General features: G+C 36.9%; 14 protein-coding genes and 1 tRNA gene. 1 reads left to right on the top strand and 14 read right to left on the bottom strand.

The window, feature by feature from the left end:
• Positions 1 to 5: 5 nt before the first annotated feature.
• Both tsaB and tsaE read right to left on the bottom strand, forming a co-directional pair.
• Positions 6 to 704, bottom strand: coding sequence for a tRNA (adenosine(37)-N6)-threonylcarbamoyltransferase complex dimerization subunit type 1 TsaB (tsaB, locus tag JN080_RS20545; protein WP_256237847.1), 699 nt, complete (start codon positions 702 to 704; stop codon positions 6 to 8).
• A complete protein-coding gene (tsaE, locus tag JN080_RS20540; RefSeq protein ID WP_256237846.1) occupies positions 701 to 1,156 on the bottom strand; it encodes a tRNA (adenosine(37)-N6)-threonylcarbamoyltransferase complex ATPase subunit type 1 TsaE in 456 nt (151 codons plus the stop codon). Before tsaE ends, tsaB begins: the two co-directional genes overlap by 4 nt.
• Before the next feature lie 418 nt (positions 1,157 to 1,574).
• Between tsaE and JN080_RS20535 the strand changes: the two genes are divergently transcribed.
• Positions 1,575 to 2,687: an ABC transporter ATP-binding protein gene (locus JN080_RS20535; RefSeq protein WP_256237845.1), complete on the top strand. Its 1,113-nt coding sequence runs from the start codon at positions 1,575 to 1,577 to the stop codon at positions 2,685 to 2,687.
• 143 nt (positions 2,688 to 2,830) lie between these two features.
• Here the strand turns inward: JN080_RS20535 and nagB are convergent, their stop codons facing one another.
• The 12 genes from nagB to JN080_RS20475 all read right to left on the bottom strand — a co-directional run bounded on the left by nagB (position 2,831) and on the right by JN080_RS20475 (position 14,310).
• Positions 2,831 to 3,568: a glucosamine-6-phosphate deaminase gene (nagB, locus tag JN080_RS20530; RefSeq protein WP_256237844.1), complete on the bottom strand. Its 738-nt coding sequence runs from the start codon at positions 3,566 to 3,568 to the stop codon at positions 2,831 to 2,833.
• Between the two features lies 1 nt (position 3,569).
• Positions 3,570 to 4,763, bottom strand: a complete 1,194-nt coding sequence (gene nagA, locus JN080_RS20525) for an N-acetylglucosamine-6-phosphate deacetylase (protein ID WP_256237843.1) — start codon at positions 4,761 to 4,763, stop codon at positions 3,570 to 3,572.
• Positions 4,764 to 4,847: 84 nt separating this feature from the next.
• On the bottom strand, positions 4,848 to 5,702 hold the full coding sequence (locus tag JN080_RS20520; protein ID WP_256237842.1) for a MurR/RpiR family transcriptional regulator: 855 nt from the start codon (positions 5,700 to 5,702) through the stop codon (positions 4,848 to 4,850).
• Between the two features lie 15 nt (positions 5,703 to 5,717).
• Entirely contained in the window at positions 5,718 to 6,599 is an 882-nt protein-coding gene (locus JN080_RS20515; protein WP_256237841.1) for an ROK family protein, read from the bottom strand.
• A gap of 106 nt (positions 6,600 to 6,705) precedes the next feature.
• Complete coding sequence (locus JN080_RS20510; RefSeq protein WP_256237840.1) at positions 6,706 to 7,395, bottom strand: N-acetylmannosamine-6-phosphate 2-epimerase; 690 nt, start codon at positions 7,393 to 7,395, stop codon at positions 6,706 to 6,708.
• A gap of 24 nt (positions 7,396 to 7,419) precedes the next feature.
• Positions 7,420 to 8,262: a carbohydrate ABC transporter permease gene (locus tag JN080_RS20505; protein WP_256237839.1), complete on the bottom strand. Its 843-nt coding sequence runs from the start codon at positions 8,260 to 8,262 to the stop codon at positions 7,420 to 7,422.
• Positions 8,263 to 8,274: 12 nt separating this feature from the next.
• Complete coding sequence (locus tag JN080_RS20500) at positions 8,275 to 9,150, bottom strand: carbohydrate ABC transporter permease (RefSeq protein WP_256237838.1); 876 nt, start codon at positions 9,148 to 9,150, stop codon at positions 8,275 to 8,277.
• Between the two features lie 73 nt (positions 9,151 to 9,223).
• Positions 9,224 to 10,621 (bottom strand): ABC transporter substrate-binding protein, encoded by a 1,398-nt coding sequence (locus JN080_RS20495; protein ID WP_256237837.1) that lies wholly within the window; start codon positions 10,619 to 10,621, stop codon positions 9,224 to 9,226.
• Positions 10,622 to 10,722: 101 nt separating this feature from the next.
• Positions 10,723 to 11,634, bottom strand: coding sequence for a dihydrodipicolinate synthase family protein (locus JN080_RS20490; RefSeq protein ID WP_256237836.1), 912 nt, complete (start codon positions 11,632 to 11,634; stop codon positions 10,723 to 10,725).
• 223 nt (positions 11,635 to 11,857) lie between these two features.
• Entirely contained in the window at positions 11,858 to 13,525 is a 1,668-nt protein-coding gene (locus JN080_RS20485; RefSeq protein ID WP_256237835.1) for an FAD-binding protein, read from the bottom strand.
• A 10-nt stretch (positions 13,526 to 13,535) separates the two neighbouring features.
• The gene (locus JN080_RS20480) at positions 13,536 to 13,988 is read right to left on the bottom strand and encodes a NanQ anomerase/TabA/YiaL family protein (protein WP_256237834.1); all 453 of its coding nucleotides are present in this window, start codon (positions 13,986 to 13,988) and stop codon (positions 13,536 to 13,538) included.
• 248 nt (positions 13,989 to 14,236) lie between these two features.
• A tRNA-Met gene (locus JN080_RS20475) sits at positions 14,237 to 14,310 on the bottom strand.
• Positions 14,311 to 14,409: the final 99 nt, after the last annotated feature.

Raw genomic sequence — 14,409 nt, 5'->3', positions numbered from 1 at the left:
CCTGTTTATTTTTGTCCTTTTGCTTCTAACCATTTTGCCTCGGCTTCTGCTAACCGAATATAATTCGGAACAAAAGAGTGAATATCTTCACCTGGCTTATTTTTCCCCAATAAAGCAAGCTCAGACGGTCGAGGATTATTCTCTGTTATTTCCGCAAAAAGTGCTTGTCTACCTAGAATTCCTTCAATTGTCGGGCGATGAATAGCCAAATCACTTCCGATAAACAGAATTTGCTTCTCGATCGATTTTAATTTTTCAGCCCATTCTGCTACCATAACCAATTGATCACTCTGAATGGCTTCGAGTTGTCCATTTTGGAAATGATATACGCCAGTATAAACTTGTCCTCTGCGTGCATCGAATAGTGGCGTCACAACTCCATCAAAATAACGGCCTGCTCCAGCAGCGAGAACTTCCAGACTGGAAATTCCAACAAGCGGAAGATGTAACGACCAAGCCATTGTCTTCGCAATCGTTACCCCTATCCGTAAACCGGTATAGGAACCCGGCCCTCTTGCGACAACAATTTTGCTTAAATCCCTTGGAGTACGTTCACAGTCTTTCATTAACATTTGAATAGCCGGCATAATTCGAATTGAATGGTTCTTTTTCATATTCGTGATATACTCACCAATGATCTTATCTTCATCTAAAAGCGCCACTCCTAATGCTTGATTAGAAGTATCAATCGCTAAAACTGTCATGAGAAAATCTCCTTACATAATTGCTCATATCTTTTTCCAACCGGAACTAGTTCAATTTTTCGATTGTTATCTTCCTCGTGATAAAAGTAGATCGTCAACCGTTCCGCCGGCAGCTGCTCTTCAATTAAATGAGCCCATTCCACTACCGTAACGCCATCACCTTCAAAGTATTCATCAAATCCCAAGTCTTCAAAAGCATTTTCGACCCGGTATACATCCATATGATACAATGGGAGCCTTCCGTGATACTCTTTAATAATCGTAAATGTCGGACTATTAACGGTTCTTTTAATTTCAAGTCCTTTTGCCAGCCCTTTTGTAAAAGTCGTCTTACCGGCACCAAGATCTCCCTCCAGCGCAATTACATCACCTGGTTGAAGGAGGACGGCCAGCCGTTCCGCAAGTTGGGAAGTCTGAACTTCATCATTTGTATTGATTGTGTATGGATTCATTTTGATCACCTTTTAATTATAGCCTATACCCTTTTATTTCAAAATAAGCGTTTTTATAACGTGCAAAAAACCTTAGGTCGTGCCTAAGGAACCAATGGCTACCTGTAGTTTACATGATTTTCGGGATTTGAGCAAAAAGGCTTGATGATCGAAGTATCCTTTATTGAATGAAAAATGCTTGATCGTTTCAAAATTTCCCTTGAACAATACCTTCTTGACTAATTTCACTAAAAAAACCGGAATCCAATTTAAGGGCTTTTGTGAGGCTTTACTGTCTTTAGCATGCATTATTTTTGAGGAAAAGAATAAACAGTCGGTAAAACTGCACAAAGGAACTTTATGCAGTTTGTCCATACCATTAAGCGCTTACTTCTTGATAAACTACTATCATAAGCAAGTATTCAAGGAGGCTTTTCAAATGGCTGAATTAGTATTAGATCATATTTATAAAATCTATGATAATAAAGTTACGGCAGTAGAAGATTTTAACCTGCATATTGAGGATAAAGAATTTATCGTGTTTGTTGGACCATCAGGCTGTGGAAAATCGACAACTTTACGGATGATTGCAGGACTTGAAGAGATTTCTAAAGGTGATTTTTACATTGATGGAAATAGAGTCAACGATGTAGCTCCCAAAGACCGTGATATTGCAATGGTATTTCAAAACTATGCCCTTTATCCCCATATGACTGTATACGAAAACATGGCATTCGGATTAAAGCTCCGTAAATTTCCAAAGGACGAAATTGACCGTCGTGTAAATGAAGCAGCAAAAATCCTTGGCTTAGATCCGTACTTAACCCGGAAACCAAAAGCACTTTCAGGCGGACAAAGGCAACGTGTTGCTTTAGGACGTGCGATTGTTCGTGATGCTAAGGTATTCTTAATGGATGAACCACTTTCTAACCTTGATGCCAAACTACGTGTTGCGATGCGTACTGAAATTGCAAAGCTTCACCGCCGCCTGCAAACGACTACAATTTACGTTACCCACGACCAAACTGAGGCAATGACTATGGCAACCCGTTTAGTTGTCATGAAGGATGGAATTATTCAGCAGGTTGGAGCACCTAAAGAAGTATATGAAAAGCCGGAAAATGTTTTTGTAGGGGGATTTATTGGATCACCAGCCATGAACTTTTTTAAAGGGAAACTTGAAGATGGAAAGTTTATTATTGGAAATGCTTCGGTGTCCGTTCCAGAGGGTAAAATGAAAAATCTCCGTGGACTAGGCTATATTGATAAACCAATCATTTTAGGCGTACGACCAGAAGATATTCATGATGAGCCGCTTTTCATTGATGCATCTGTCGGATCTAAGTTTTCTGCCCATGTTGATGTTTCTGAATTGACAGGCGCGGAAACAATGATCTACTCCAACTTTGGCGGCCAAGACTTTGTCGCCCGGATTGATTCCCGTACAGATATCAAACCTGGCGATACATTAGAGCTCGCGTTTGATATGAACAAAGCACACTTCTTTGATGTTGATACTGAATTACGTATCAGGCATGCCGGTGAAAACTGATAATAGGAATCAAGGAACAACCTCGAGACTAACGGGGTTGTTCCTCTTTAAATCCGCCTCACTTTGATCGGCTGAGGAGTAATTAGTTTGCTTATACACATGATAGTGACAAAAAAAGGGTCACAAAAGGGACCATTTTAAAGTTAACATTGAATTTTTATATCTGCAACAGCAGCCTCATCTGCAATTATTGTCACGGATGGATGGTTTTTCAGAACAGAGGCTGGGAAACTTTCATTCACATCTCCATTTAAGAGTCTGAACAGAGCATCTCTTTTTGTTTCACCTGAAATCAACAATAAAATTTCTTTACTTTTCATAATCGTTGAAATCCCCATTGTAATTGCTTTAGTAGGAACTTCTTTCACCCGGTTAAAGAATCTTGCATTCGCTTGTATCGTCGAGGGGGTGAGATTCACAATATGGGTTTTAGATTCAAATGAAGTTCCAGGCTCATTGAAGCCAATATGGCCGTTACTGCCTATACCCAAAATTTGAAGATCAACGCCGCCGTGTTTAGCTAGTAATTCTTCATAATAAAGACATTCCTTTTGCACATCATCCACATCACCGCGAGGAACATAAGTCTTCGTTTTTTTTATATCAATATGATTAAACAGCTGTTCATTCATGAAATAACGATAGCTATTTTTATTTTCTCCTGAAAGTCCAATGTACTCATCTAAATTAAAGGTAGTAACCTTCTGATAGGAGGTTTCATTTTTTTGATGATCTTCAATTAATTTTCGGTAAGTTCCAATTGGTGTTCCGCCAGTAGCAAGACCAAGTGTAATGCTTGGATACTTAATAACCTTTTCAATGATATATTCAGCCGCCTTATTACTCATTTGCTGATAATTCTTGACTTCAATTATTTTCACTTCATTTCCCCTCCTTTTTAAAAGCCACTTCTCCCCGGCATACTGTCATAAAAACATCAAATTGATCATCAAGGATAACGATGTCTGCATCTTTTCCAACTGCAATGCTGCCTTTTCGGTCAAAAACATTTAGTTGCTTAGCAGGATTCACTGAAGCCATTTCAATTGCATCCTTAAGGGAACATCCTGTATAGGTTTGAACATTTTTAACCGCTGTGCCCAATCTCAATATGCTGCCTGCAAGGGTCCCGTCTTCAAGAATGGCTTTTCCATCCTCAACAGTGACATCTTGGCCTCCGAGGTCATAATGACCGTCTTTCAAGCACTTTGCCCGCATGGAATCGGTTATTAATAGTAATCCATCTTTCCCTTTTTGTTTGTAGGCAAGCTCTACCACCTCTGGTCGGACATGGACGCCATCAACAATCAGTTCCGCTATTAATTCATCCCTTAAAAATGCAGCACCGACGACACCCGGGTTACGGTGATGCAGCCCGCTCATTTGATTGAAAAGGTGTGTTACTTGATTGGAACCTGCTGCAATTGCTTCAATTACCTCTTCATACGTAGCATCCGTATGACCAATAGAAGCAGTGATCTTGTGCTCCTTTAAGTATTTGATCATTTCTAGTCCACCAGGTCTCTCAGGAGCTAAAGTAACTTGTTTAATCATTCCATTTGAAAGAGACTGCCACTTTTTAAAAACTTCAATGTCAGGATCAATAATATATTGTACCGGCTGCGCTCCTGCTCTTTTGCTGTTTACAAAGGGACCTTCAAGGTGGATCCCAAGTATTTCTGCATTACCCGGAGTTTGATTTTCATGGATATATTGTCCGGCATTTTTTAACGCTGCTTCAATCTGCTTAGCTTCCTGTGTCATCGTAGTGGCTAAGAAACTGGTTGTCCCTTCTTTCGGAAGTGCAGTAACCATTGTATCCAGCGCTTCCTGCGTTGCATCCATTACATCAGCCCCATTAACCCCGTGAATATGGACATCAATGAAACCAGGAACTGCTTTATAATATGGAGGAACCTGAACTACCTTATATTTATCCTCATTTGTAAGATTCTCAATTGATCCTAGATCTTCTATTTTTTGTTCTTTTATTTTTATATATCCACTATCAATTACTTTTCCTTCTGTATAAACTTGAATACCCTTAAGTAAAATAGGACTAACCTTCGGAACCATCAAATTTTACTTCCCTTCCGGTTAAACTCGTTTTTTCACAAATTCATCATTTGATATAGTAACAAATGTTTAGTACCATTATTATTAAAGCATCTTCTCAATAACTGCCTTTGCAGTTGTTTCTTTATTTAGAACAGACTCTTTGTATGTTCTTTTAAAATATTCAGCATAAAGTATATCTAATAGGTAAAGCTGCGATATCTTTGCAGACAGACTTCCACCTTGAAGAGGCCCTTCATTTGAACCACAAAGCAATGTGATATTCGAGCAATTTGTTAATGGTGATTTTGCAAATCTTGTGATCGAAATAATCTTTGCTCCTCTTTCTTTTGCTACCTTTGCGACTTCAATAGTATCTTTAGTTGAACCTGAGTAAGAAATAAGGATTGCAACATCCTCCTCTGTTAACAATGCAGCTGACATGATTTGAAGATGGGAATCTAGGGAACACTCCGTTTTATTCGTGATCCGCATAAACTTATTCTTTGCTTCCATCGCTGTCATTAAAGAAGCACCTACACCAAAGAAATGAATTCTTTTTGCATTTATCATACAATCGATGGCATTAGAAATGTCATTTTCATTAATAAGGTTAAACGTTTCTGTAAGCGCACCAATATTTGTAGATAATATCTTTGAAGATAGTTCCCCTATTGTATCTAGCATGGTAATCTCATTAGACAGTTGCGGGGTTTCTTCTTCTAGAGATAAACTATGAGCTAAAGCTATTTTAAACTCTTGGTATCCTTTAAGGTCCATGGTTTTACAAAATCTAAAAACGCTGGACTCTCCTACATTACAAGCGTCCGCTAAATCCGTAATCGACATGTAGATTACGTTCTTTATATTTTCAAGAATGTAGTCTGCAACCTTTTTTTCCGTATTTGTAAATGAATTGTATCTTGAACGAACGAGTGAACAAATGTCAATTTTTGCCATTTCACACCTCTTTTATTAATCCTTTACATGAAGAGATACTGCGCCAAGAACTCCAGCCTTATTTCCTAAAGAAGCCTTAATTATTTTAGTGTCAGAAAAGCTCTTCATGGTTAACTCTTTTACTCTTCTTGAAACCATCTCGACAAGTTTTTCCTGTTCCATTACTCCCCCGCCTACAATAATGGCTGGCGGGTTAAATATATGAATAAGGCAAGTTAGTCCCAAGGCCACCTCTGTTACCCAATCATGAAGCAGGCTTTCAAATCTACTATCTCCTTGATTAATTCTCTCAAAAATGGCTCTGCCATTAACACAATCTAAGTCTATTTCTTGCGCTTTTTTCACTAATGCTGTTGTTGAGGCATAGGTTTCATAGCATCCTTTATGACCACAGTTACATTGATTTCCAAAAGGATGGGTAATAATATGTCCAAATTCAGCTGCAACTCCATTATGTCCCCTATAAACTTCAGAGCCGATAATAATTGCACCGCCGATACCTGTACCATAAGTTAAACATAGAAAATCATCGAAACTCTTTCCAGCCCCATAATATTTTTCCCCTAAGGCTGCTGCATTAACGTCATTTTCAACTTTTACAGGGACCATAAATTTTTCTTCTAAAATAGATCTTAGCCTAGTACCTGTATAGCCTGGAATATTTTCATTGGCATAAATAATCGTTCCTTCATGACAATCAACCTGCCCAGCGGTGCTTATGCCTATCGCATCAAAACCTTGAAATTCAGTTATTATATTAATTAGTTTTTCAACTAAATGCTTTCCACCCTTTTTACTTTCTGAATCATATTCTTTGAATGTCTCTATCGTTCCTTCATGATCGGAGATGCCAAGCTTAATTGATGTTCCACCAATATCAGCCGCTAATATTTTCATACCATTCACCTTCTACGCAAATCATTAGTGCTGCATAAATCCCCTCTCAGGGGCCTAGGGATCTATGCTCTAAATGGTTATTATTTTTGGAATCTATTATTCTAAATTATTTTATCGCATTAAGAAACTTCTTTGTAATCTCCATTGGTCTGGTTATAGCTGTTCCAACGACTGCAGCGTGCACTCCTAGATCAAAGATATCCTTTAATTGCTCCGGAGTCCAGATTCCACCTTCAGCGATAATTGGAATATTGAAATCTCTTGTTAATCTTCCAATTAATCCTATGTCGGGCAAATTTTTACCTTTCGTATATTCGGTATATCCGCTTAAAGTTGTCCCTAAGTAATCAAATCCTAACTTATACGCCTCTTTTGCTTCTTCATAGGTAGAGCAATCTGCCATAAAGATTTGGTCTTTATACTCTTCTCTTATTTGAGGAAAGACTTCACTTATAGTCTTGCCGTCAGGCCTAATCCTTTTCGTAGCATCAAGGGCAATAATATCTACCCCCTCCCTATAAAGAAGATCTATTTCCTTTAAAGTGGGCGTAATAAATACTTCCGACCCTTCGTATACCTTTTTAATAATACCAATTATAGGCAACTGAACTGTTTTTTTAATTTCTTGGATATCTTCAACACTATTGGCTCTAATTCCACCTGCTCCGCCAAGCATTGCGGCATATGCCATTCTCCCCATGATATATGGACTATGAAGAGGCTCCTCAGGAAGGGCTTGACATGAAACGATTAATTTTCTTTTTATGAGTTCAAATACATTGTCTTTGTTATTCATCTGTATACATCTCCACGCTTGAATTTATCCCTTATCTGCTCCAATTGTTAATCCCTCTGTAAAATACTTTTGGAAGAAAATAAAAATTAGTATCATTGGAACTGCAGCTACTGTTGCCCCTGCCATCTTATAGGCAAAGTTCGGATTTAAATCCTGCATTAATGTTGCAATACCAACCATTAGGGTTTTCGAGTTCTCTTCTTGGCCAACGATTAACTGCCATAGATAGTCATTCCATACTTGAACGAAATTAAGGATAAATAAAGCGCCAATACCAGGTTTAACGATAGGCATGATAATTTTATAGAAAATATAAAATTCACTTGCACCATCCATTTTTGCTGCTTCCCTTAAAGAGTCCGGTATTGTATCAAAGAATCCTTTAAGCAGAAATACGCCAAAGGCAGTGGCTACGTTAGGCCAAATCATCCCATTAAGTGAATTAACCATTCCAAGGTTCTGGATAATCCTGAATAATGGAACGATCATAACCTCTTTTGGAACCATTAGGCTGGAAATAAAGATAATATAAATGACATTTTTACCTTTAAAATGTAGTTTTGAGAAGGCATAGGCTGCCAGCGAACTAACGATAATGACGGCCACAGTTGTCACTAGGGATACAACTATACTATTAAAGGTCCATCTTAATGCTGGATGGCTTTGAAAAACATCTACATAGTTACTTAGGGTAAAGGTTTTTGGAAACCAATCTGGCGGCATTTTTATAACGTCAGAGCTGTTCTTTAATGAGCTTGTTAACAGCCAATAAAGAGGAAATAAATTTAGCACTGCAAAGAATATAACGACAATATTGGCAATTATATCAACTTTTTCTCTCTTTTTTTTACTTTTATTCTTCAACATATTGAATCACCTCTAATTCTTCTTAAACATAGCCCTTAACTGTGGAACAGATAAAACCAATGTAATTAAGAACATAATGACACCTACAGCAGAAGCAACACCCAGTTGATTGTACTTAAAGGCATTATTATATAAGAAATACATTAATGTTGTTGATGCATTGTTTGGTCCACCACCAGTTAATAGCTGGATTACTACGAATATCTTTAATACAGCGATAATATTCATGATTGTAATATAGATTGTGGTTGGCTTAACCATTGGAATTAGAATTTTAAAGATAATAGTAAGTTTATTTGCACCATCAACCTCTGCTGCTTCAAATAGGTCTTTTGGCACACCAATCATCGAGGCAATATACAAAATGATCGCTTGACCAACGTTAGTGGCGAATGTTACAAATATAATAACCGGTAAAACTGTCTTTGTATTACCTAAGAAGTTAATATTTGAAAACTCCAGCTGTTTTGCAACATATGGAATAAGTCCATTTGCAGGATTTAACAAAAAGCTCCATACCATACTCATTACTACCATAGAAACCATTACAGGAATATAATAGCTTCCTCTAATAAATGATACATATTTAGCATTTTTATCAAAAATTGCAGCAGCCACAAAAAGAGCAAAGATTACGGTTAACGCAACAATACAGACAACAAAAATGACTGTGTTAAGCGTTGACTTAATAAAAACTGGATCTTGAAATAAAGTTCGATAGTTATCCAATCCAACAAAGATTTGATTTTGATAATTTATCCTAAATAAGCTTAACCTTATTCCTTCTATTATTGGATAAACGAGAAAGACTAGAAAGAGTAAAAGCTGCGGTGCTATAAATAAGTATCCCGTCATATTGGCTTTTAAAGAATGCTTATTAGATTTCATGGGTATCCATTACCTTTCTAAAACTAAAGCCCCAAATCGGGGCTCTAGCTTTTAAAGTCATTTACCTTGAAGGTTATTTATTACTAATTACTGAGTTTGCTTTTGCATCTTTAATGATCTTATTACCATTTGTCTGGTAATCTTTTACTGCCTGTGCAGGAGTCTTTTGTCCAGTGTAAATTGCTTGAAGTTCTGGATAAAGTGCTTGTCTTAATTGGCTATATCCTGGTACGTTTCCAGTAAAGTTAAACAGGTATTTAGCGTTCGCATCATATGCAGCAAATAAAGGATTTTGCGCCTTGAACTCTTTTGCAACAGAAGTTCTTACAGGAACACCATTTTTCGAGGCTTTCACAAGCTCTGGGTCAGTGGAGAAGAATTTTACAAAATCCTTACTAACCTTGATTCTTGTTTTGTCTTTTGTATCAAATACAGCAGCACCAGACACGTAAGTAAATGTTAGTGGTTTTCCACTTTCAGATGGAATATTTGCTAGTCTTATATCAAACTTAGGAGCTTTTCCACTTGCCATGTCAGCTTTTGCATTGTTAAATAAAACTGAATTTGTAAAGCTTATTGCCAGCTTTTGATTCTGGAACATTGCAAGAGTATCATTTGAAGAAACTGATTCTGCACCAGGGTTCGTTAAACCTTCATCATGGATCTTCTTTAACCACTTTGCAGCTTTAACACCTTTGGAATCATCAAAGGCAATATTTCCTTTACTATCAAAGAATTTATTCCCAAACATTCTTAAATAAGCCAAATTCCATGTGTCTCCCTGATTATTTAGTGCATACAGAGCCATTGGATAGGCATTTGGATATTTATCTTTAGGTAAATTTGTCTTTAGCGTATTAAGAATTTTTTCATAATCAGCTAAGGTCCAAGTCTTAATTTCATTCTCTCCACCAACATACTGATCAAGCCCTGCAGCCTTAAACATGTCTGCGTTATAAACTAACGTACCTGGCATATGTGAGAATGGATAGAAATATATGTCCTTCCCAAAGGTAACGCTATCCCAATAGCTCTTAGCGATATCTTTCTTAGCAGAATCATCAACAATATCATTTAATGGTACTAATGCACCTCGATGTGCGTAATCTCCCATTGCGAAAGTATTTTCAAAGAAGATATCCGGAGGCGTTCCGCCATTTAGCTTCACATTAAGAAGCTCATCTCTTTGATCACTTGCAACAACCTGCACATTAACTTTCACATCATAATCCTTGTATTGCTTAGAAAACTTGTCTGCTGCATATTTAAAGAAGCTATCAAAGTCTGCTCCTTTTTCAGTAGGGCCCATAACTCCCTTCCACTGTGGAGTTAACCAAAGTGATAATGCTACTTTTTCTTTTGCTTTCGTTCCTTGATCAGATTTACTAGTGTCTTTAGCAGCACATCCTGCCAAGGCTGAGAGGGCAAGCACTCCAGATAAAGCGGTTGCAAGTATACGCTTTCTTATCATATATTTCTCCCCTTTATAAAATATTTTATAATTGATTAAAGTCAAGCTTTACTAAAAGCTGATGTCCTTTTTCATCAAGATGTGAAAGCTATTTTTATTGATTACTTTAAATATTTTTTTATAGCGCTTTCAATCATCTCTTTTATTTCACCAATTTTGTTTAGATCTTCTCCAGTTACCGGTTCTAATGGCCCTCTTACGCTTCCAACGTTTACTCCTTGTAATTTAAGTACCTCTTTAGCTACAGAGTACATATTACCGTTAAGCGAACATAAGGCGATAATGATATCATTAATATCTCTTTGAATTCTTCTTGCGTCATTAAAATTTCCTGTGGATACAAATGCCTCAGCCTGCAAAAGTAGTTCTGGCATCACTGCATAAGTTCCACCAATACCACTATCGGCACCAATTAATCTTCCAGAAACATACTGTTCATCTGGTCCATTAAAGATAATAATATTTTCCCCGCCAGCGGCTCTGAATCTTTCAATATCCATTACTGGCATCGAGGAATTTTTTACCCCGATAACTTTTTTATTTTCTAACATCTTCTTAAAAAGATTAATAGAAAGGCTGTAGCCAGTTGTTTGTGGAATATTGTAAATAATAAATGGCAGTTCAGTTGAATCTACAATCTCAGTCCAATACTTATAAACCGAGCTATCAGGAAGCTTATAATAAATTGGAGGAATAGCCGACAAGGCATCATATCCAAGTTCTTCAGCATACTTGGCCAAAATCACACTATCCCTTGTTGAAGGTGCACCAACATGTGCAATTAAAGTGAGTTTCCCTTTTAGGGCTTCTGAAACGTATTTCAGTGTGGCTTTTCTCTCCTCAATCGTTTGATATATACATTCTCCTGAGCTTCCGCCTACATAAAGGCCTTTCACTCCTTTGTTATATAAATAGGTACCAAGTTCTTTTGTTCGTTCCTCAGATACTTCTCCTTGATCATCGTAGCAAGCATAAAAAGCAGGAAATATACCTTTAAATTTTTCTAATGTCATTTTTTCTCTTCCCCACCTAAAAATAATTTTTGATAACGTTTACAAACAAAATATAGCATATTGAAATTATATTGTAAATAATTTTCTTCATTTTTATAAAATATGAAAAAAAAATCCACTAATCACGAGTTAATGTTACCCACCTATTAAGTCCTGTCTTTATTTTAAAAAAAGAACCTATTGAAAAACCTTATTACAAAATAATGTAATAAGGTTTTTTATCTTATTGAAATTTAAGTTTCGTTTCATGATCCTCTAAAGAAATAAACAATCTTTTGTTAAACCTTACATCTTCTTGTGGATAATCCTCTCGATAATGAGCTCCCCTGCTTTCCTTTCTTTCTAGCATTGCCATCAAAAGAAGTTTGGAAAGTAGCAAGAAATTTCTTGCCTTAAAGGCACTTTTGGGTTCCCCGTCCTTAGTAAAATAAAAACTCATATTAAAGGAGTAATGTAATTCATCTATTTTTTTAATGGCGGATGAGAGATTCTCTTCGTTCCTGATAATATTCCCGTGGTACCACATAATATCCCTAATAGCATCCATGATTTCATTAGGAGTTAACGATTCATGGACCCCGGTTGAAAAACAGGCTACCTGTTTATTTAATTTATCAATTTCTCCCTGTTCATCAATGTCCAGGTAATCGCTTTGCTTAACATATTCAGAACAATCCTCTGCAGTACGTTTGCCAAATACCATACAAGCCCCTGTGGAGTTTCCCCCCAGCCGATTTGCACCCTCAATACCGCCCGCCAATTCACCAACGGCATAGAGTCCTTCCACCCCTGCTCTACCAAAACTATCTATTTTTACTCCACCATTACTAGCATGGGCAAATGGGGCAATTTTCACCTTATCCTTTAAAAGGTTGATTCCCCTTTCATTTAACCAATTTAAATAGATGGAATAGAAATCCCGTTTATCCTCATAAATATCTTTATTATAAACAAGCTCAAAACCTGCTTCACTTTTTGTATTGATAATTTCTTTCATCATGGCGATATCAAAGTATTTAGAAACTAATGAGTTCGTAAAGGGACCATGTGTGCTTCTAACTGCCAAGCACTCTTGTTTTGACACCCCGTCGGGAAGAAATCGTTCTAAAATACTGTTCCCTTCTCCATCAACAAAATCTTTGCAGTACGTTAACGTATGCTCCCCAAATAATGTCTTATACTTTGGCGTTGTAAAGCCAGGAATAAATTGAATAAATTCCATATTAATCAGGCTTGCCCCAGCTTCAAGAGCAAGTATATGCCCAGACCCGTCCACATCATTTGGATTCAAATTGTGCTTATAAATGTTGCCAAATCCGCCCGATGCCAAAATCACTGCTTTGCATTGGATCAAAATGAGATTATCTTCTTTATCTAAAAGGAATGCTCCGGCGATTTTTCCATTTTTCTTTATTAAAGAAATAACCACTGATCTTTCCATAACAATTATATTTGGATGATCTAACAAAATTTCTTTGACATTTTCTCTTATCTTATTCCAGTCTTTCAGCATATAAATCTTTCTGCCATGTTTGGCAAAACAAGCTTTTCGATCATCTGAAAGTTTAGTTGGTTGAATCCCTATTTCCTCATATTCGTTTACCCGGCAAGCGATCTCCTCAACATAGATTTTGGCCATTTCTCTATCATGCATATTATGACTTACATCTTCGATATCTTGTAAAAATACGTTCTTGTCGTCATTGTCCTTTGTAACCTGTGTTCCCAGGGAGGCTTTTAACGGATAGAAGCTCGAACCAGAGCAAAGTTGTGTTTTTGTGGCCATTAAAACCTTATGCCCATCCTTCGATAGCTCCATACTTGTCTTTAAACCCGCAATGCCGCTGCCCACCACCAATACATCCACAGATAACCTTTCTTTTATCTTCACAATATCCCCTCTATATTTTGACTTTAAATACAATCTTCCTTACCTTTTCCGGTTCATCCACTTTAATTACTGTCATATGAACATCATTTGGAAAACAAATCATGAAATCCCCTTTTTGGAGCCGGACCTTTGAATGCAGGCTGCCTTCCAAAAGATAATAATCATCTGCAGTATTATATTCTTCTTTGATATTCATTCGTTCAAACTGTTCATAGCCGATAAATTCAGTGCCTTCCAATATATAGTGAAGATCGATATACTTTTTGTGGGATTCCCAAAAGCGGTTTTCTGCATCTTTCGTTTCATATTCCAAAAGATTGAAAAAGAGCTCTTCCCTATCAACCTTATACGTATTCTTGACTAAATTCTCAAAGTTTGTACTTTTTATATAGGCAATTGCTTGATCAACCTTTTCATTTATACCTTTATACAAATCGTAATTACTTATATGATCAGTTATCATTTAATCTATTCCCTTCTATATTCAGAATCTATAGTTAGCGGTTTCATGCGAAATATAGCATAATAAAAAATAAATGTAAATAATTTTCACCAATATTAATTTTCATGGAAAATATTTACTTCATTTTAGTTTCGAATAATATTTAAACAATCGATTGTTTAAATGGCAGAATACAAAGTAAACACGAAAAAAGCCACAGCAAGTATACTGAGGCTTTTTTTCGCATTCTTCGTTCAAAAAATGGTTTATTGCGGGGGCAGGATTTGAACCTGCGACCTTCGGGTTATGAGCCCGACGAGCTACCGGACTGCTCCACCCCGCGACAATAGAAATTAAAATGTTTTGCTCATATTAAGTAAAACAGCCTGGCAACGTCCTACTCTCACAGGGACTTGCGTCCCAACTACCATCGGCGCTGAGA

The organism is Bacillus sp. EB600 (genome assembly GCF_024494385.1).
Classification (GTDB): domain Bacteria; phylum Bacillota; class Bacilli; order Bacillales; family Cytobacillaceae; genus JAEVLT01.
This window is presented reverse-complemented; position numbering and strand designations above follow the sequence as displayed.